This is a genomic window from Sandaracinus amylolyticus, from assembly GCF_021631985.1.
Lineage (GTDB): Bacteria > Myxococcota_A > Polyangia > Polyangiales > Sandaracinaceae > Sandaracinus > Sandaracinus amylolyticus_A.
Window position 1 is genome coordinate 6,478,703 of the sequence record NZ_CP070225.1, and the last position, 16,969, is coordinate 6,495,671.

Here is a 16,969-nt window from a genome sequence, read left to right on the forward strand (position 1 = left end):
ACGTCGGATCAGCGGGTGGCCGGCGCGCCGGCGCGGGCCGTCTTGCTCACCGCGAGGGTCGACGCCTTCACCCACCCGCGCACGTCGCGCAGGTGCTGCGCTTCCTGCTCCAGCGCGACCTCGAAGCGTGTCGCGAGATCCTCGTGCCCCAGCGAGCGCGCGAGCTCGATCAGCACCGCCCATCCGTCGTTGTCGGCGAGCTCGGCGAGGAGGATCGCCTCGAGCGACTGGTGCACGTCGGTGCGCGCGTCGTGCAGCACCTGCGGCACGCCCATCGAGAGCGTCGCCTCGACGTCGGCCGACGGCGTGACCGCGGTCGGATCACCGCCCATCGACTCCATTGCCTCGCGGAGGAGCTCGAAGTGCTGCTGCTCCTCTCGCATGATCTGCGTGAGTCGCTCGAGCGTCGGTCCTCCCTCGAAGGGCGTGCCGCTCTCGACCTTGCCGATGATCGCCTGGTAGAGGCGCGTGCCAGTGCGCTCGAACGCGAGGCGTGCGCCGATCTTGTCGAGCAGCACGGCCATGCGCTCGACGGTGAACACCTTCGCCGCGCTCTTCACGTTCGTCGGCGGCGGGATCGATCCGATCGGCTCGGCGTCGCGCATGTACGCCGCGCGCACCGTCGCGATGCCCGTCTCGTCACCCGACATCGACGGATGCGTGTGGGCCGCGCCCTCGATCAGCTCCTTCGCGTGCACCGGAGAGAGCGCGATGCCGGTGCGATTGACGTGCTTCTCGGGCTTGCCCTCGAGCGTCTTCTTCGAGCCCTTCATCGGCGTGCCTCCTGCTGCGCGCCCCGCGCCTTCTTGCGATCCGTGCCGGTGGGCTTCGGCGTGAGCTCGCCCGCGGGCGACCACACCCATCCCGCCGCGACGATCTCCGACGGCGATCCCTGCGCGTTCATCCGCTGTCGGTACGCGAGCGACGCCTCGCTCTCCTCGTCGGGCTCGACGATCTCGCTCCCGTTCGCGCGCAGGTGCACCTCGCGCGCGAGCACCTCGCGCACGTAGTCGCGCTGGCTCTCGAACTTGATCGGCTTCGGCAGCGACTTCGGGAGGATCGACTGCACGTCGCGCTTCTCGTTCTGCTCGAACAGGTGCACGACGTGATGGAGATGACCGAGCTCGTAGGACAGGAATCGCTCCCAGATGTCCTTGACCCTCGGGTTCCCCTCGGCGTTGTAACAACACCAGTAGTTCCAGACCTCGGTGAGCTCGTGGAGGAGCCACTTCTCCAGCCACGTCTCGTACGGATCGGACAGACACTCGTACTGCGTGACGTGCTGCTCCTCGATCGCCGCGATCTCCGCGTAGAGCTGGCGCGCGAGTGGATCGGCGAACGTGGGCCCGATCGTCATGTAGTAGTCGTGCGTCATCTGCTCCGCCGCCGTGATCGTCGTGGCGTGGATCTTCGTGAGCACGTCGGCGCGCGCGCGATCGTAGGGCAGGCGCAGATCGTCCTCGGGCGCACGGTGCTCCACCGACGTCGGACGTCCCGGCAGCACGTCCGTGTAGCACTGGAGCAGCGTGTTCGCGTCCTTGCCGTGGAGACGATCGTAGAGCGCCGAATATCGATAGAGATGATCGAAGTCCTCGAGCAGACCGAAGTGATAGACCTGCTTCATGTAGGGATCGGGCTCGTTGCGCGCGACGTTCGCGGTCACCTCGATCGCGACCTGCTCGAATCCGATCGTGGTCTCGAGCGCGTTCTGGTCCGGCGGGTTGAGCCAGTTGACCATCGTCTGCTGGAAGTGCTCGACGCGGCGGATGCGCGCGAGCGAGAGCTGCAGCGGCTTGTTCACCCGCGCGGCGGCGTGGCCGAAGCGCACGGCCTCGGACTCGATGCCGTTCATCAGGATCACGCGCACCCGCGTGAACGCGTCGTCATCGAGCTTCGAGTAGGGGATCCGCACGAGGTCCCGCCAGTCGAACTCCTGCTTGTCGAGCGAGGTGCCTCGCTCCGTGAGCACGTCGAGCGCCATCCAATCCTCCAGTCCGGGACCCTCGACGTCGCAACCGATGTGCCTCGCCCGGAGCCGCGCGCGAATGGGTCCGCGCTCGCGCGTCGCGCGAAGCCGGCGCGCTCCCGCCAGTCACACGCGAGGCGCGCGATCGTTCGAGGCGAGCGACCACGGCGCGACCGGGCTCACCCAATCGGGGGATCCCGCTGTTTTCGACGGCCCACTAGCATCGCGCCAGGACGCATGGATCGCTCGGCTGCGACGCCTTTCGGTGAGCGCTCGGACGGCGACGGGTCGCCGGCGCTCTCGTCCGCGCGCCCGCTCCGCTCGCCGGAGCAGCTCGCGCATGCGTCGCTCGCGTGGCGTCTCACGCCGCGACAGGCGGAGATCCTCGAGCACGTCGCGCGCGGCTCGAGCAACGCGCGCATCGCGACGCTCGTGGGCTGCAGCGCGGCGAGCATCGAGGCGCACGTCGGTCAGCTGCTGCGCAAGGCGGCGGCCGAAGGCCGAGGCGCGCTGGTCGCGCGGTTCTGGACCCTCCCCTCGTCGATCGAGACGTCTCCCGCGGCCACGCGGGCCCTCGAGCGCGCGCGCGAGGTCTGGGCGCTCACGCCGATGCAGGCGCGGGTGCTCGAGCAGGTCGTGCGCGGCGCGTCGAACAAGGACGTGATGGCCGAGCTCGGATGCGCGAAGAGCACCGTCGAGGCGCACGTCACCGCGCTGCTGCGCAAGAGCGGATGCGCCAATCGCGCGGAGCTCATCGCCTGCTTCTGGTGGGGTGCGACGCGCGGCTGAGAGAGTGTCGAAAATCGGCTCGCCGGCGCAGGGTCCTCCCGTCCGCGTGCGCCGCACGCTCCCGTGCGGGCCCTCCGCCAGCGAGCACTCCAGCTGGACTGAGCGCGTGCTTGATGGCGGCGCGGCGGGGCTCATGTGCCGCAACGTCGTGCAAGAACGCCGTCACGATCTCGGGCTCCCAGCGCGCACCGACGCGCGGCCCGCGGTCGTGTTGGTCGTCAGCGATCGACCCCGCGAGCGCCACGCGCTGCTGACGAGCGTCGAGGCCACGGGAGCACGCGCGGCGAGCGCCGACAACGTGCACGACGCCGTCGCGCTCCTGCGCTGCATGGTGTTCGACCTCGTGATCGCCGACGAGCCGCAGCGCCCGGTGATCGACGCGATCCGCACCGACGATCGGACCGCGGCCGTGCGCTGCGTGCTCGCGACGTCGAGCCCGCATCACGAGGACGCGGAGCGTCCGGTCGCGGTCGACGTGCTCGCGCTCCCGTTCGCGCCCGACGACGTCGCGCGCATCGTGCGTCGCGTCGTCGCCGACGTGACGAGCGAGCTCGCTCAGCGCGAGCGCGCCACGAACGCCGCGAAGCCCGCGACGTAGTCGGTGAGCAGCCTGCGGATGGTCGCGTCGACGAGCGCGCCCTGCGCGTCGAACACCTTGCTCGCGCCCGACACGTAGAGCGACTTGCCGAAGAACGGCTGCATCCCGAGCGCGCGGATCACCGGCAGCCACGCGTTCTGCGAGAGGCGCGTGCCGCCCATCCCGGGCGTGGCGCCGATCAGACCGACCGGTCGATCGCCGAACACACGCTCGATGTCGGTCGCGGGGCGCGAGCACCAGTCGATCGTGTTCTTCAGCACGCCGGGGAGCGCGCCGTTGTACTCGGGCGTGACGATCAGGACGCCGTCGGCGCGCGCGATGCGCTCCTTCAGATCCTGCACCGTCGCCGGAATGCCCTGCGCGCTCTCGACGTCGCCGTCGTAGAGCGGCACGCCGTGGATGTCGGCGGGCTCGATCACGCACCCCTCGGGGGCGACCTCGATCGCCGCACGGAGCAGCGCGGAGTTGAACGAGCCGCGCCGCAGCGAGCCCGAGATGCCGACGACGTTCACGCGAGCACGTCGCGGATCGAGGGATCCTTGTCGAACTGCGACTTCGCGTAGGGGCAGGTCACGCTCACGCGCGTCTTCGTCTCGCGCGCCCACGCCACCGCGGTGTCGAGCAGCCGTCGCGCGACGCCGAGGCCGCGCAGCGCGTCGTGCACCTCGGTGTGATCGATGATCACCTGGTCCGGGCCGGTGCGCGAGTACGTCATCTCCGCGAGCCGCACGCCCTGGCGTGCGACGAAGAACGCGCCGCGCCCGTCCGCCTCGTCGTGCTCGATCTCGATCTTCGGCTTCGCCTCGTCCATCGCACGCATTCTCCACAGCGGCGCGGCGAGCACCAGAGCGAATCGGGAGCACCGGCGCGATCGACGCGCAGGTGCTCCCGCAGGACCTCAGTCGACCTCGACGTAGACGACGTTGCCGCCGTCGTACGCCTGCTGATAGCGGACCGCGCCGCAGTTGTAGTAGGCGCCCGCGGCCACACAGCCCGCCGGCAGCGTCGTCATCGCCGCGGTGGTGTACGCGACGGTGCGGCGCGCGGTGCGGCGCGACGTCCGCCGCGCCACGCCCGCGTAGCTCACCGGCGTGAGGGGCCTGCCGACGACCGCGTGGGCCGTCGAGGGCGCGATCAGCGCGCCGGTGGCGGGCAGCGCGAGCGCGCCGATCGCGATCGCCATCGCGGCGATCCCGGCGCGAGCACGACCCGAGAGATGCTCGATGATGTCCATGATCCTCGTCCTCCTCAGCGCGCGCCGGGCGCGCGCGTGCGCTGCTGTCCGCGTTGTGCCTCGAGCGTTCGGCGGAATTCGATCTGCCGCGCGCCCGGCGGCGGCTCGAATTGGAACTCTGCGTCCGACATCGCCGCGGTGGTGTTCCAGTCGTGCAGCTCGACCTCGAACTGCGGCTGCGAGCGGACGTCGGTGCTGACGACGACGTAGCGCATCGGGAGCGGCGTCGCGCCCTCCTGGACCCAGAGCTGCCAGTCGCTGCCGCTGCGCCCGCGGAACGCGAGGTGGTGGCAGCGCACGCCCTGGACCTCGGCGGTGCCGACGTACGTGCCCGACGCGGCCTCGGCGCTCAGCGTCCGATACACGTCGCTCATCAGCAGGTCGGCTGCGGGCGCCTCGAGGTCGAGCTCGTCGCGCGCGAAGTCGATCGCTGCATCGAGGTTGCGCGGCGCATCGGTCGTCGCCCAGACGTTCTGACCGCGTCCATGGAGCGTGATCGAGTCGCCGTCGTAATACATCACGAGATCGGAGAGCTCGCCGCGGCGCTCCGAGCGCAGTCGATCGGGCCGGCGCACCGACACCTGCGAGCTCGCGAGGTACTGCAGCTTCTGTCCGTTCTCGAGCACGACCTCGGTCGCGCTGTCGGCGTCGACGCGGAACGAGCGCAGGCCCGCGAGGTACTGGCTCATCGCGCGGAGGTGGCGATCGGCCTCGGGATCGATCGCAGGACGCGCTCCGCGCGCGGCGGGCTGCTCACCCCGCGGCCGCTGCTGCGCGTCGCTGGTCCACGACGCGACAGAGATCGCGGCGATCGCGGCGAGAGCCCCCGCGACGATCCGCAACTTCGTTCCATTCGCTCGAGCCACGCTCACCTCCTCACGGCGACTGCCGTTGTGCAGGCGCGCTGCATCGCGTGCGCCACGGAGCTGCGTGCTCTCGCGTCGAGCGTGGCCGCGCGTCACCGCGGCTCGTCGTGCGTCGCGCAGCGCCTCCCGACGACGCTGGCTCATCGCTCGCAGCGCACGCGCGACGTGGACCTCCAGCACGCATTCGCGCTCTCGTTCAAGATCGCGATCGCCGCGATGACCGTCGCGACCGGTCTGGCGACGACCACCAGCGATCTCGCGTACCTCGCGAGGAACCGCGGGCTGCTCGCACGCTCGCTGCTCGCGACGATGATCGTCGCGCCGCTCGTCGCGATCGCGCTCTGCCGTGCCTTGCACGTCGGCGCCGCGGCCACGATCGCAATCGTCGCGGCCGCGCTCGCGCCCGGTCTTCCCTCGGTCCCGCGCACCGGGATGAAGCTCGGCGGCAACGCGGCGTTCGCGTGCAGCCTGCTCGTCGTGACCAGCGTGCTCGGGGTGATCACCGTGCCGTTCTGGCTCTCGATCATCTGGCGCATCGTCGGGACGGCCCCCGCGATCGCTCCGCTCGCGATCGCGAGGACGCTCGTGCTCGGCATCCTGGTGCCGCTCGGCGTCGGTCTCGCGATCCGGCGCCTCGCGCCGGCGCTCGCGGGTCGGCTGGCGAAGCCCGTGGGCGCGCTCGCGAACGCGCTGCTGCCGGGGCTCGCGCTGGTGTTGCTGCTCGCGGAGATCGACGTGCTGCGCCGGCTCGAGTGGCCCGCGTTGCTCGCGATGATCGTCGCGCCCGTCCTCGCGCTCGCGGTGGGGCACGTGCTCGGCGGGCCCGATCCGCGGGATCGCACGGTGCTCGCGATCGCGAACGCGACGCGCTTCCCCGCGCTGGCGGCGCTGATCGCGGCGACGGGCTTCCCCCAGAGCCACGCAGTGCCGGTGGTGATCGCCTATCTGATCGTCGCGCTCGTGATCGCGTTGCCGTACGAGCTCTGGCGCAAGCGCGTGCACGGCAGCGCCGACGTCGAGCGCCCGGAGCAGCTCCCCGCGGGTGTGATCGCGGGAGAGCCCGCGACCTGATCGATCGCGCCATCGCGAGGATCGTCGCGGCGCGGACGACGCGCCGCGCGGTCGTCTCGTTCTCTCTCGCGCGCGACGCCAGGTACGGAGGCCGAAGATCCCGCACCGGCGAGCGCTGGACGATCGCGCGCCCCAGGTCGCCCTCACGACGTTGCGCGGGACGCGGCGCGCGCAGCGACAAGCACCGATCGACGCCGTGGCTCATCGCGTCGAGTCGGGGGCTCACGCGTCGTGATCGAGGCACTTCGCCGTCGATCGACCCGCTCGCACGTGAGCGGCACGCGCGCTGCTCGGGCCCTCGCCCACGGCCAGCTCCCATCCCGGAGCGGGCGATCGTGGAGGTGGAATCGATGCGAATGCGCACGTCGGGAGTCGTCGGTCTCGCGCTGCTCGCGGCAGCGTGCGGCGGAGGAGGAGAAGAGACGTCGAGGGCCACCACGCCGGCCCCGACGGCGGGCGCGACGGTCGGCACCGAGCGCGTCGTCGCGGCGCAGGCTCCGGGGCCTCCGCGCGCGCCGACCATCGTCGAGGTCGACGAGTCGCGCCTGCCCTCGTCCACGCCGCGCATCTCGGTCGCCAGGGTGAGCGAGGTCGACATCCAGCCGCAGCCCGGAGCGCAGGCGGCGATGGAGGGCGAGACGCTCGCCGCGATCGAGGAGGAGATCGCGATGCCGGCGATCTGTCCGAGCGACATCGAGTCGCTGCGCGTGCGCGCGCGCAACGTGTCGCGCGGGGCCGCCATGGTGCTCACCGCGCGCGGCGACGACGACGTCACGCGACTGCGCGATCACATGCGCGCGTTCGCGCTCGCGCACTCGCGCACGCATGCGGAGCAGTGCCCCGATCCGAGCCATGGGGAGATGACGAGCGCGCCGCGACACGAGCTCGCGGATCCCGCGTCGCCGATCCTCTCGGTGCACGAGCTGCGGCTCGTCGAGATCCCGAACGGCGTCCGGGTGGAGCTGCGCCACGACGCCGGCGTCGAGCGCGCGAGCATCCGCGAGCTGCGCACCCGCGTGCGGGAGGACGCCGCGTCGCTCGACGAGGGCGTCTGTCCGCTCGCGTTCCAGATGACCTGAGAGGAGAGGAGGCGAGCCGTGGAGAGGACTCGGATCTGGGTGATCGTCACGACGGCGATCACGCTCGGAATCGCGGCGCCGGTCTCGGCGCAGATCGAGCAGGGTGACGTCGTGTACATCGAGGGCGCGGACGGCGGGCTCGAGCTCTATCGTCGTCTCGATCGCCCCAACGAGCCCGATGGGCGCGCGCAGTTCGTGCGACTCGGCGCGAGCGAAGCGGAGGCGTTCGTCGGTGGAGGAGGCATCAACGTGGTGCCGGTGGTCGATCGAGACGCGGTCGTGATGCCCGCGGCGACGACCGAGGTCGCGGTGCAGCCGCCGCCGGGCGGCGAGGTGGTCGTCGGGTCGGAGACTGCGGTCGCGCAGCCGATCGAGGTGGGCGCGGCAGCCGAGCCCGAGCGCCCGTTCGGACGATTCCGCTTCGGGATCAGCGGGTTCGGCGGCATGACGCTCGGCGACGACGCCAACGATCCCGAAGGATGGATGGGCGGCGGCGCGCTGCGCCTCGGCATGCAGCTCGGCGACTGGTTCTCGGTCTATTACCAGCCTTCGGGGATCGCGACTGGCCTCGACACGACCGGCGGCGACTCCGAGCTGGTGTTCACGCTGTGGAACTCGCTGCTCGCCGAGGCGACGCTGTTCGACTTCCTGTCGATCGGCGCCGGCCCGTCGGTGGACTTCTACTTCGGGTGCGAGGCCTCGGAGCAGAGCCAGGCGAGCTGCGCCGACGAAGGCGCGTTCTTCGGTCTGCACGGCCGCGTCGCGATCAACATCGGCGGTCTGCTCTTCGGTCAGCGCGGCGCGGTGAACGTCTCGTTCGACGTCCACCCGACGTGGTTCGAGGACGACACCGAGACGGTCGCGCTGCTCGGCGGTCTGGGCCTCGAGCTCTACTGAGATCGCGACGACACCGACGCTCTCTCGCGCGGCCATCGTGCGAGAGAGCGTCGTCGCGAACGGGCTCGCAGACGTCGACCTGTGGATGCGCGACGACAGGCGCCGCCACTGTGGTGCGAGCGCGTCGACGCGATGCAGCTGCATCACGATGAACGTCGAGGCGCGCACGAACGCTTCGCACTACCACCCTCGCCAATGAGCTTGGCGGAAGGCCGAGTCCTCGACGATCTGCTGCACGATCGTCGCGACGTTCAGCACGTCCAGGTATCGCTTCCGCTCGCCGTCTCCGTCGTCCATCGCGATCGACACGAACGCGACGCTGGCTGCGGGCGGGCTGGCTCGTATGCGCGCCAGCAGCTCCGCGCCGCACGTGCTCGCGATCACGACGTGCGGGGGGCGTTCCACGATCGCCGTCCACGCGGACTCGGCGTCCGCGAATGCCCGAGCGCGCCAGCCGAAGCACGCGAATGCCTCACAGAGCACGTCGAGCGTCTCCGAGCGATCTCCCACCACGACCACATCGAGCACGTGATTGAAGCACTGCATTTCGCCCCACCTCGTGCTTGCGCTCCTAGCGACGCGAAAACGCGCCTGAAAGCCCGCGGGGGCGGTCTCTCCGCAACGAGCTCGCGGCGTCCTATCCCCTCGCCCCCCAAGCGTGAGGACACGCTCAACACTGGCTCCGACCGCGGGCAGTGGGGCCTAGGTGCTGGCGCTCGGATGACCGACGAGGAGTGGGAGCGAGCGTTCCGTTCGATCGCGGAGACGGCCGGGGTCGACTCGATGTTGCCGGAGGGTTGGGGATCGCGCGCAGCGCGTGCGCGGCACGTCGCCCGCGTGTTCGCGTCGCAGCTCGATGCGACGGACGAGGGCGACCCGCTCCGGAAGGCGCTCGCGCGCTCCTATGCGCGCGCGTTCTCGCTGTTCATCGACGCCGGGAAGCGGAGCGATCGAGAGCGCTGAAGCATCGCAATCACGCGTCGCGACGGGTCGATCGGCGCGCGAGCTCCTCGACCCGCGCGTGCTCGCGCGCCGTCCGTCTTTGTGAGCACCCGAACGGGACCGATATCACGACGGATTCCGACCACCGCGCGCCATGACGTCGTATCTCTCGCGGTTCTGCCCCACCGTCGTCGCCCCTGCTGTGCTGGTGGTCGACGGTCCGTCGTCCAGCTCGATCGCGCTCGCCGCTCACCTCCGCGCGTCGGGCACTCGTCCGATCCAGGTGTCCACCCCGACCGAAGCGATCGCGGTCCTGGGCAGCTTCCACGTCGACGTCATCGTGATCGGGTACGGGATGACGTTCGCCGAGGCACTCGCTCTCGCGCGCCGATTGCGAGCCCTCGCGGACCAGCCCCACGTGCCCGTCGTCGTGGTGACGTCTGCCGATGTCGAGCGCGCGGACGCGAACGCGGCGCGCGTCCTCGGCGCCCGCATCGCGTCGATCGTCGCCGGCTTCGACTCGCTGGCGAGCGCGGTGCGCTCGGCGATCGGCGGGGAGATCGTGCCGCTCGAGCGAACGGTGGAGGTCGAGAGCGTCACACGAGCGCGGGCCTCGTCCGTGCCACCGAGGGCGACCGTCGTGGAGATCCAGCAACCGCGCGCGCGGCGCGACCCTCGCACCGACCCCGAGTGAGCGTCAGTGTCGGGCCTCCATCGGCGCGTCCAGAGTCTGCCCACCGAGTGGAAAGTCAGTGGGCAAACGGCCGGCAATCACGGGTTCAGTCCGGTCGGGACCGCGAATCGGCCACTTCGAAAGGAAACGGTACGGAGGAGGAGGGATTCGAACCCCCGGTGGGCGAGCCCACGGCGGTTTTCAAAACCGCTGCCTTAGACCACTCGGCCACTCCTCCAAACGAAGCGGAACGATTGCACGAATCGGTGGGGGGCTGCCAGAAGCCGAGGCGCAGCGGAAGGGCCGTTGCCCATCCGTTGCCCACGCTGTCCGGCGACTACGAGGTCGTCGCGGCGAGAGCCGCGACCGCGCTCTCGAGATCGATCGCGGCGACGTGCGCGTACCGTTGCGTGGTGCTGAGGTGCAGATGACCCGCAAGCCGCTGCACCGCGGGCGCTGCCGCCTTCGCCCGGAAGAGGTGCGTCACGAAGAAGTGCCGCAGGTCGTGGAACCTCCAGCCCTCGAGTCCTGCTCTCCGCTGCGCGCGTCGGAACGCGGCCCCGAGGGAGTGCTCGGTCCACGGCGTGCCCTTCGGCCCCAGCGACACCCGCGCACTGCGGTCGCGCGGACCGGCCCCACGGAGCACATCCACCAACTCCGGCGTCAGCGGCACGACGCGCTCATGCCCGGACTTGGGCGGGGCTTCGACCCCGCTCGACACCGCCCGCCTCACGACGAGCCGTGCCGCATCGAGGTCGACATCGCGCCACTGCAGGCCGCGCACCTCGCCCGCCCGCAGTCCCGCGAACGCCGCCAGCGAGATGGCGACGCGCTCGGCGGGCGTCGCGGCCGCAAGCAAGGCGCGCAGATCCTGCACGCTCATCGCGTGCTGAATCGACACGCCAACCCGCGGCATACGCGGGAGCGCCGGCGGCACATCGAGCATCCCAGCCTCGACGCAGTACCGGCAGAGGATCGACCGCAGCACCGCTTGCACGTTGCGACGGGTCGATGCCTTGCTCCCCGCGCGCACCATCTCGCTATCGATGGCGCGGACGCGCCGTGCGTCGATCTGGTCGACACGCAGCTCGCCGAGACTCGGGAGCAAGTGCTTTCGCAGCGCCTTCTCGTACCCGGCACGCGTCGAGGGCTTGAGCTGGCTCGGCGCGAACGACGCGAGATAGTCCTTCACGACGTCGCGGAACAGCTTTGCGACATCGATCGTCGAGCCAGGATTCCCCGCGCTCTCGCCATGCGAAATGCGCGCGATCGCAAGCAGTTCGGTCGGCTCGTACGGCGAGCCGGTCGATGCGATCAGCGCGAGCCGTCGACGCTCTTCCGCACGTGCTGCGGCCAGCGTCTGCACCTCGGCATCGCGCCGGAACCTGTCCAGCTTCCCTTCCCGATTCGTGTATCGAATGTCAACGAACAGTCGCCGCTTTCCGCGGCGCATCACGCTGCGCACCGGCATCGGATCACTCCTTCGCCGACACGTGCTTCCGGCCCGGGCGTAGCACGGATTACTTCCCGGGAGTCGGAGCGTCGTGCTGCCAGCGTGCGTCGAGCGCGACGCGCCACCGGTGTCCGAGCTTCCGTCCGACGAGCCCCTCGAGTTTCGCCTCGATGGTTCCATCGTTCGCGCGCCGCGCCGCACGCTCGAGCATGCGTCGCAGCGTCACCTGTGCGATCCCGACGACGCGGGCCGCGTCCTTCGTCCCCATCCAGCGCCCCGTCATCGCGCCTCCTCCGCGAGGATGCGGCGCTGCCGCATCACCGCGTCGTGCGCGAGGAACCGGAGCTCGTGCATTTCGAGGTCGATTCCCTCCGTCTCGCGGACCGACGGCATGAACAGGCATGCGACCTGGCGCGGATCGGACCCGGGAAGCGCCCGTGCGAGCTCGTCGATCGTCGTGGCGACCATTGCGCGACGCTGTTCGTACGCATGCAGCGAGCGCCCCTCGAGAACGTCGTCGAGCAGCTGCCCCAGTCCGACACGGCCGGCTCGCTTCCAGTCGCGCGCGACCCGACAGGCTTTCCACCACGGCAGCTCCTCACCCGCGTCTCGATGTCCGAGCGCGACGATGGACGTGAGCTCGAGTTGCGCGACGCCGCCCCGCGCCATCCACGGGTACTCGGGGTCGAGCAGCGCGTCGACGGAGAGGGCGAGGCCACGACTGACGGACACACGTGAGAGCGCGTACCGTCCCGTGCTCGCCCACTCCAGCGGGTCGCGCTCACCCCCGTGTGCGAGCTCGCGGGTCAGAACGCGGCTCGCGGCATCGAACACCGCGGGAAACTGATCGAGTGATACGCCGCGGTCGAACGGCACGAGGATCCGGGACTCGATCGCGCCGCCGAACGACGCCTCTTCCGCAACGTGGGCGATCTGGAGCCGGTCGAACGCCTCGCAGACACGAGCGTGCGAAGCGCGGGTGATCAGGCCGACGTTCAGCACGATGCCCGTGACGGCGGGCTCCGCGGCGGTCGTTCCTTCGACGAGCCGGAACCGTCGGTCCGAGCTGAACAGCAGCTCTGCAAGCTCGTTGGGCGAAACGCGCTGGGTGTTCGCGGTGCCCTCGAACGTGACGACGTACTCCGGGGCGAAATCGGACATGTGAGCTCCTTTTCGTTGCGCGCCGATGCGCGGTGGAGCTGGTTCTCCCCGAATTTCGCTAGGCGTCCGCCCTCTCCAGGCGGACAATCGCGAACCTGCGAATGTCCGCTCGTCGTGGGTTGACAGATCGAACCGCTGCCACGGAGCACCCGATCCGGGAGACGACGGAGTTCGTCGTCGCGACGGTTGATGGCGGCGGCGAAACATCCGTCGAGGTGCCGGCTGGGTACCTCGACGCGCGAGTGCTCCCGATTGCCTGTGAGCTCATCGAGCCGCTCTTGCGCTGCCCACCGATCAGCGAGCGGCTCTACGCGATGTACCGGGAGCACGCGAACGCCCGGAGGTGGGTCGATGCGGCCTCGCTCCTGTGGCTCTCGCGAGCGCGCTCGTGGGCGCGCGAAGCGCTCGCTCACGACGGACTCGACGCGAGCCGTGGCCCCCCGCTGATCCAAGCGCTCGCCCGCTTGCACGCGGAACACGCGAGACGCTCGAAGTCGAGCCCGCACGACGTTGCGCGCCTGCAGCAACTCGAACGCGCAGACGCTCTCGTTCGCGGACGCAACGACGTGCTCGCCTATCTCGGCGGCGTACGCGCGAACGGCGATCGCACGAACAAGCAGCGAGCGTTCGTGGTGGCGGGAGACTCCGTCAAGAAGTTCCACGCGCTCGAACGCGCCGCGCGCAGAGCTCGTAAGGAGACGCTGGTCTTGCCGCTCCCCTTCGTCTTGATCCTCCATCAGCCGCGCCCTGCAGAAGTTCGCTCCTGCACGGAGCCGCGAGAGATCTGGACCCAGCACCCACCGCCGAGCGTCGAGCAGATCGAAGGCGCGCGCGTGCTGTGGGCGGACATGATCGAGCTCGTCGACGAACCCCGATAGCGGCCGCCAGCACGCGATCGGGGTAAAGGATTACCGGCAACGGCAGACTCCGCGCGGGGGTACAAGCTCGCGGGAACACGACGTTTTCCGCGTGTTACCCGCAACGACACCCCACGCGCGGATCGGCCGTGATCACGGGCTACGGCGCGCAGAGAGGAGCAGCAGGCCCGATCGGCTCTGTGAGCACGACGCACCGGAACGGGGTCGACGTCGTCGGATCACCGTCGCAGCCCAGACCGGGTTGACACACGTAGCTCTCGTTGAGCCCACCGCAGGCACCACCTTCTGCGACGAGCCCACGGACCGGCAGAGGCGTGAGCGGGTACTGGCAGCTGTCCCCCGCCGCGGCCTGCTCCCGGAGGTAGGCGTCAGCGGGCTCGGACAGGAACTCGACGCGTGGATCGGTCGCGATGCGCGCGAACGCCGGTTCGAGCGCTGCTTCGCACCCACCGAACGTGCATCCGCAGCGTTCCAGTGCGTCGCAATGTTGCGCGGCCGCGAGGGACGCCCACCGCGTGCCCGTGAGCGGCTCGTCGCTCCCGCAGCCGACGAAGCCGAGCGAGACCATGACGACGGTGACGAGATCTCGTGTGTCCAAGGGATCCTCCGTGCCGTAATACGTCCTATCGACCGTTATTATTCACACGCCGGCTCGGTACGGGAAGCGGTCCATGCCCGCTCGCGCCGAGGAGGTCCTCGAGTCGATCGCTGCCAACGTCGTTCGGCTGCGAACGGTGCGTGGATACACGCAGGAAGTGCTCGCCGAGCACGCTGGGCTCGACCTGCGCTACCTCCAGCGGGTGGAACGCGCGAAGGTGAACCTCAGCGTCGCGGTGCTCGTGCAGCTCGCGGACGCGCTCGAGGTGGCACCGGGGCGGCTCTTCCGTCCCGCATCACTGCCACCAGCGCGTCGAGGGCGGCCACCGGCGCGACGATCGCCCGCGGCGCGTCCGAACACCATCTCGCGCCGCTAGCGAGTGGTGCGATAGCGGCGAGTGCGCACCCGTGGGCATTCCACGCGCTCCGCATGAGGGCACTCGTGCCTCTTGGCCGCGCCCGCGCGATCTCCCAGAATCAAGCCGATGTCCGGCGACCTCGGTCCCGCGCTGATCGGCGATGACGATCCCGAGCCGATCCTTCCGGGCTATCGCAACATCGTCATCTACTGCGATGAATCAGGGATGCATCGGGCGCCATACTACGGGTTCGGTTCGCTATGGACCTCGTGGGGATCGCCGCGGCGACCTGAGCGCTACAATCGGCAAGTTGCGGGCACGACACGGTGAACGCACGTAGCTACGGCTTCTACGAAGATCTTGTTTCCGAGTTCTTTTCGAAGTCATGGCTGATGTTCCACTGCATCGTATTTCGCCGCGCCGCCGTGAAGGCTGAGCTTCACAGCAGCCGCGACATTCAGATACGCAAACACTTCGGGATGCTGCTTCGCAAGAAGATCGCCTACTTTTCGAAGGCGGGTGCCGACCGACGGTATCGCGTTCGCGTCGATCCACTCCCAACGCGCTACGCGCGCGAGCACGAGGCTGTCGGGAACATCGTCAATGCCCAGCTTCGGAAGGACCTGGGCGATCTACGCGACGATCTGGATACTCCGCTGCTTCACGACATCCGCGCGTGTGACTCGGCACGTACCGTCGGAATCCAGGTCTCCGACGTACTGCTGGGTGCAGTGCTAGCGGCGTGGCAGCAGCAGGTGAGCTCGGCCCCGAAGCTGAAACTCCTCGCGCACGTCGCCTGGCAGCTGGGATGGAACGACCTGCGCTCCGACACGAAACCGCACGTTTGGAAGTTCAACGTCTGGCATTTCCTCGGCGCGGGTGAGCCTCGCGAGGTCGACACTCGACCGGTGAAGCTCCGATATCCGATGCCAGTGTGGCGACCGCGTTGAAGACACAGAGTCTCGCCGACGGCGAACACCGTCGGCATCGGGCTCTCTTCGGACCGCATGACCGTGCCGGGAGCAACATGTCTCGGACTCTCGTCGCCGAGAGCTGGCGCAAGGAGGCGCCGGCGCGCGAGACGCTCTACGAACTCGGAGCCTCAGACTGCTGAAGCGGCCCTCGGTCGCGACTCATTCGCAACCAGCACGACTACACCGGCCTGCTCGCAAATCGCGCACAGCGCCCAACGACCTGTCGTGACGCGGAGAGCGGCGTCCTCGTCATCCTGCGGCGTGCAGAAAGTTCCGGGAAGTCTACGTTCAGCGTGTGCGGTCGCCGCTCCGATTGCGCAAAGTGCGCCGAGCACCAATATTCCCAGGCGTTGCATTTGAGTTGAGCTTTCCTATTCTGAAGGCCGATCGAATTGCACAGTGAACAACGTACCGATTAACGAGTTACACTCCGGCGTCAGGGTGACGGTTTCGTTCAGCGTCTGCGTCTGCCCGTTGAATGTAACTGTAATATCATATTCTCCCGGGCCGTCATCGCAGAAGAAGCGTTGACCATCGGAGTTCACGTCGATCGTTCCTGACGCTGTCTCGCAATTGACCGTCACGCCCGCCTCGATCGGACTACCGTCCCGAAACCGCGGTTCGACGACGATCGCATGCTCGGACGCACCGCAGTCTGGGCCGCACCCTGCGGAGAACAGCAAGAGCGCCCATCCGGCACTCGTCGCCCTCGTCACTGTTCGCATACGTCCTTGTTATCGCGGGTCGGCCCGAGAACTTCAAGTCAACTGTCACCGCATTCTCATCGGCCGCGCCGAGATCACCCCTGCGGGTGACGGCGTCTGCGCGGAGCGTTCCTACATGACTTCACAGGTCTATCCGCGCGGTCCGAGGCCGTCCGTGTCAAGCGACAGGAAGACCTGACCCCCTTACGCCACTAAAACTGGCCCCCATCACCAGCGGTCATCGGTTCACTTGGTCGTGGTCGGTCCGCCGAGCAGACCAGCATGCTGCCGCGCTCGTAGCGCCTGGCGACGAGCTGGAAGAACAGGTGCGCGCTGCGACGCTCGAAGGGCAGGTAGCCGAGCTCATCGATGATCAGGAGCTTCGGCTTCGCGGAGAAGGTCAAACGCTCTGCGAGCTGCCCCTCCGACTCGGCCTTCGCGAGCGCGGCGAGCAGCGCGGTCGCGCTGACGAAGAGCACGGAGTTGCCTGCTTCGGCGCACGCACGACCGAGCGCGATCGCGGGGTGCGTCTTGCCGACGCCAGGCGGACCGAAGCAAGACGTTCTCACCTCCGGTGATGAAGCGCCCGGTGGCGAGCTCGCGCACGAGCTTCTGATCGACCGACGGCTGGAAGCGGAAGTCGAACTCGTCGAGCGTCTTCTGCGCGGGGAAGTTCGCAATCTGGATCGAGCGTTCAGGTCCGCGCGAGCTCCGATCGGTGCGCTAGA

22 protein-coding genes, 1 tRNA gene and 1 pseudogene are annotated in these 16,969 nt (G+C 69.2%); 11 read left to right on the forward strand and 13 right to left on the reverse strand.

Annotation, left to right across the window (positions count from 1 at the left end):
* Positions 1-8 precede the first annotated feature (8 nt).
* Together I5071_RS27485 and I5071_RS27490 are read right to left on the reverse strand one after the other, a co-directional pair.
* Complete coding sequence (locus I5071_RS27485; RefSeq protein WP_236515848.1) at positions 9-773, reverse strand: ferritin-like domain-containing protein; 765 nt, start codon at positions 771-773, stop codon at positions 9-11.
* A complete protein-coding gene (locus I5071_RS27490; RefSeq protein ID WP_236515849.1) occupies positions 770-1,981 on the reverse strand; it encodes a hypothetical protein in 1,212 nt (403 codons plus the stop codon). The genes I5071_RS27485 and I5071_RS27490 overlap by 4 nt, the downstream gene beginning before the upstream one ends.
* Before the next feature lie 222 nt (positions 1,982-2,203).
* Between I5071_RS27490 and I5071_RS27495 the strand changes: the two genes are divergently transcribed.
* Positions 2,204-2,755: a response regulator transcription factor gene (locus tag I5071_RS27495; protein ID WP_236515850.1), complete on the forward strand. Its 552-nt coding sequence runs from the start codon at positions 2,204-2,206 to the stop codon at positions 2,753-2,755.
* A 106-nt stretch (positions 2,756-2,861) separates the two neighbouring features.
* Positions 2,862-3,353: a hypothetical protein gene (locus I5071_RS27500; RefSeq protein ID WP_236515851.1), complete on the forward strand. Its 492-nt coding sequence runs from the start codon at positions 2,862-2,864 to the stop codon at positions 3,351-3,353.
* On the opposite strand, the gene I5071_RS27505 is transcribed toward I5071_RS27500, so the two are convergent.
* The 4 genes from I5071_RS27505 to I5071_RS27520 all read right to left on the reverse strand — a co-directional run bounded on the left by I5071_RS27505 (position 3,311) and on the right by I5071_RS27520 (position 5,276).
* Positions 3,311-3,865, reverse strand: a complete 555-nt coding sequence (locus tag I5071_RS27505; RefSeq protein WP_236515853.1) for an NADPH-dependent FMN reductase — start codon at positions 3,863-3,865, stop codon at positions 3,311-3,313. The two genes, I5071_RS27500 and I5071_RS27505, sit on opposite strands and share 43 nt — an antisense overlap.
* A complete protein-coding gene (locus I5071_RS27510; RefSeq protein ID WP_236515854.1) occupies positions 3,862-4,164 on the reverse strand; it encodes a GNAT family N-acetyltransferase in 303 nt (100 codons plus the stop codon). The genes I5071_RS27505 and I5071_RS27510 overlap by 4 nt, the downstream gene beginning before the upstream one ends.
* Before the next feature lie 87 nt (positions 4,165-4,251).
* Positions 4,252-4,587 (reverse strand): hypothetical protein, encoded by a 336-nt coding sequence (locus I5071_RS27515; RefSeq protein ID WP_236515855.1) that lies wholly within the window; start codon positions 4,585-4,587, stop codon positions 4,252-4,254.
* A 14-nt stretch (positions 4,588-4,601) separates the two neighbouring features.
* Positions 4,602-5,276 carry a DUF2092 domain-containing protein gene (locus I5071_RS27520; protein ID WP_236515856.1) on the reverse strand — a complete coding sequence of 225 codons (675 nt, stop codon included), beginning with the start codon at positions 5,274-5,276 and terminating at the stop codon, positions 4,602-4,604.
* A gap of 9 nt (positions 5,277-5,285) precedes the next feature.
* On the opposite strand from I5071_RS27520, the gene I5071_RS27525 reads away from it, so the two are divergent.
* From I5071_RS27525 to I5071_RS27535, 3 genes are all read left to right on the forward strand, one after another.
* Positions 5,286-6,524 carry a bile acid:sodium symporter family protein gene (locus I5071_RS27525; protein WP_236515857.1) on the forward strand — a complete coding sequence of 413 codons (1,239 nt, stop codon included), beginning with the start codon at positions 5,286-5,288 and terminating at the stop codon, positions 6,522-6,524.
* Positions 6,525-6,874: 350 nt separating this feature from the next.
* Entirely contained in the window at positions 6,875-7,603 is a 729-nt protein-coding gene (locus I5071_RS27530; protein WP_236515859.1) for a hypothetical protein, read from the forward strand.
* Between the two features lie 18 nt (positions 7,604-7,621).
* Entirely contained in the window at positions 7,622-8,500 is an 879-nt protein-coding gene (locus I5071_RS27535) for a hypothetical protein (RefSeq protein WP_236515861.1), read from the forward strand.
* A 180-nt stretch (positions 8,501-8,680) separates the two neighbouring features.
* Here the strand turns inward: I5071_RS27535 and I5071_RS27540 are convergent, their stop codons facing one another.
* Positions 8,681-8,905 carry a hypothetical protein gene (locus I5071_RS27540; protein WP_236515863.1) on the reverse strand — a complete coding sequence of 75 codons (225 nt, stop codon included), beginning with the start codon at positions 8,903-8,905 and terminating at the stop codon, positions 8,681-8,683.
* Between the two features lie 315 nt (positions 8,906-9,220).
* Between I5071_RS27540 and I5071_RS27545 the strand changes: the two genes are divergently transcribed.
* Both I5071_RS27545 and I5071_RS27550 read left to right on the forward strand, forming a co-directional pair.
* Positions 9,221-9,463, forward strand: coding sequence for a hypothetical protein (locus I5071_RS27545; protein ID WP_236515864.1), 243 nt, complete (start codon positions 9,221-9,223; stop codon positions 9,461-9,463).
* Positions 9,464-9,596: 133 nt separating this feature from the next.
* Entirely contained in the window at positions 9,597-10,136 is a 540-nt protein-coding gene (locus I5071_RS27550) for a hypothetical protein (RefSeq protein ID WP_236515866.1), read from the forward strand.
* Positions 10,137-10,268: 132 nt separating this feature from the next.
* Here I5071_RS27550 and I5071_RS27555 read toward each other — a convergent pair.
* The 4 genes from I5071_RS27555 to I5071_RS27570 form a co-directional block, all read right to left on the reverse strand.
* Positions 10,269-10,353: transfer RNA gene (locus I5071_RS27555), tRNA-Ser, on the reverse strand.
* Between the two features lie 99 nt (positions 10,354-10,452).
* Complete coding sequence (locus I5071_RS27560; RefSeq protein ID WP_236515867.1) at positions 10,453-11,586, reverse strand: tyrosine-type recombinase/integrase; 1,134 nt, start codon at positions 11,584-11,586, stop codon at positions 10,453-10,455.
* Between the two features lie 49 nt (positions 11,587-11,635).
* The gene (locus tag I5071_RS27565; protein ID WP_236515869.1) at positions 11,636-11,851 is read right to left on the reverse strand and encodes a hypothetical protein; all 216 of its coding nucleotides are present in this window, start codon (positions 11,849-11,851) and stop codon (positions 11,636-11,638) included.
* Entirely contained in the window at positions 11,848-12,729 is an 882-nt protein-coding gene (locus tag I5071_RS27570) for a hypothetical protein (protein WP_236515870.1), read from the reverse strand. The genes I5071_RS27565 and I5071_RS27570 overlap by 4 nt, the downstream gene beginning before the upstream one ends.
* A 101-nt stretch (positions 12,730-12,830) precedes the next feature.
* Here I5071_RS27570 and I5071_RS27575 point away from each other — a divergent pair, with 101 nt between their 5' ends.
* Positions 12,831-13,607, forward strand: a complete 777-nt coding sequence (locus tag I5071_RS27575; RefSeq protein ID WP_236515872.1) for a hypothetical protein — start codon at positions 12,831-12,833, stop codon at positions 13,605-13,607.
* A gap of 139 nt (positions 13,608-13,746) precedes the next feature.
* Here the strand turns inward: I5071_RS27575 and I5071_RS27580 are convergent, their stop codons facing one another.
* Positions 13,747-14,205: a hypothetical protein gene (locus tag I5071_RS27580; RefSeq protein WP_236515874.1), complete on the reverse strand. Its 459-nt coding sequence runs from the start codon at positions 14,203-14,205 to the stop codon at positions 13,747-13,749.
* A 73-nt stretch (positions 14,206-14,278) separates the two neighbouring features.
* Between I5071_RS27580 and I5071_RS27585 the strand changes: the two genes are divergently transcribed.
* From I5071_RS27585 to I5071_RS27595, 3 genes are all read left to right on the forward strand, one after another.
* Complete coding sequence (locus I5071_RS27585) at positions 14,279-14,581, forward strand: helix-turn-helix domain-containing protein (RefSeq protein WP_236515875.1); 303 nt, start codon at positions 14,279-14,281, stop codon at positions 14,579-14,581.
* Between the two features lie 108 nt (positions 14,582-14,689).
* Complete coding sequence (locus tag I5071_RS27590) at positions 14,690-14,893, forward strand: hypothetical protein (RefSeq protein WP_236515876.1); 204 nt, start codon at positions 14,690-14,692, stop codon at positions 14,891-14,893.
* On the forward strand, positions 14,890-15,513 hold the full coding sequence (locus I5071_RS27595; protein WP_236515877.1) for a hypothetical protein: 624 nt from the start codon (positions 14,890-14,892) through the stop codon (positions 15,511-15,513). The genes I5071_RS27590 and I5071_RS27595 overlap by 4 nt, the downstream gene beginning before the upstream one ends.
* A 1,003-nt stretch (positions 15,514-16,516) precedes the next feature.
* Here the strand turns inward: I5071_RS27595 and I5071_RS27600 are convergent.
* Positions 16,517-16,928 (reverse strand): annotated as a pseudogene (locus I5071_RS27600) (ATP-binding protein); the annotation flags it as partial.
* Between the last annotated feature and the right edge of the window lie 41 nt (positions 16,929-16,969).

Bases quoted from the DNA above. Each gene is read 5' to 3' on its own strand.
- I5071_RS27485 (WP_236515848.1), bottom strand. From the start codon at position 773: ATGAAGGGCTCGAAGAAGACGCTCGAGGGCAAGCCCGAGAAGCACGTC.
- I5071_RS27545 (WP_236515864.1), top strand. From the start codon at position 9,221: ATGACCGACGAGGAGTGGGAGCGAGCGTTCCGTTCGATCGCGGAGACG.
- I5071_RS27585 (WP_236515875.1), top strand. From the start codon at position 14,279: ATGCCCGCTCGCGCCGAGGAGGTCCTCGAGTCGATCGCTGCCAACGTC.
- I5071_RS27590 (WP_236515876.1), top strand. From the start codon at position 14,690: ATGTCCGGCGACCTCGGTCCCGCGCTGATCGGCGATGACGATCCCGAG.
- I5071_RS27530 (WP_236515859.1), top strand. From the start codon at position 6,875: ATGCGAATGCGCACGTCGGGAGTCGTCGGTCTCGCGCTGCTCGCGGCA.
- I5071_RS27495 (WP_236515850.1), top strand. From the start codon at position 2,204: ATGGATCGCTCGGCTGCGACGCCTTTCGGTGAGCGCTCGGACGGCGAC.
- I5071_RS27560 (WP_236515867.1), bottom strand. From the start codon at position 11,586: ATGCCGGTGCGCAGCGTGATGCGCCGCGGAAAGCGGCGACTGTTCGTT.
- I5071_RS27565 (WP_236515869.1), bottom strand. From the start codon at position 11,851: ATGACGGGGCGCTGGATGGGGACGAAGGACGCGGCCCGCGTCGTCGGG.
- I5071_RS27490 (WP_236515849.1), bottom strand. From the start codon at position 1,981: ATGGCGCTCGACGTGCTCACGGAGCGAGGCACCTCGCTCGACAAGCAG.
- I5071_RS27570 (WP_236515870.1), bottom strand. From the start codon at position 12,729: ATGTCCGATTTCGCCCCGGAGTACGTCGTCACGTTCGAGGGCACCGCG.
- I5071_RS27550 (WP_236515866.1), top strand. From the start codon at position 9,597: ATGACGTCGTATCTCTCGCGGTTCTGCCCCACCGTCGTCGCCCCTGCT.
- I5071_RS27575 (WP_236515872.1), top strand. From the start codon at position 12,831: ATGTCCGCTCGTCGTGGGTTGACAGATCGAACCGCTGCCACGGAGCAC.
- I5071_RS27515 (WP_236515855.1), bottom strand. From the start codon at position 4,587: ATGGACATCATCGAGCATCTCTCGGGTCGTGCTCGCGCCGGGATCGCC.
- I5071_RS27520 (WP_236515856.1), bottom strand. From the start codon at position 5,276: ATGAGCCAGTACCTCGCGGGCCTGCGCTCGTTCCGCGTCGACGCCGAC.
- I5071_RS27510 (WP_236515854.1), bottom strand. From the start codon at position 4,164: ATGGACGAGGCGAAGCCGAAGATCGAGATCGAGCACGACGAGGCGGAC.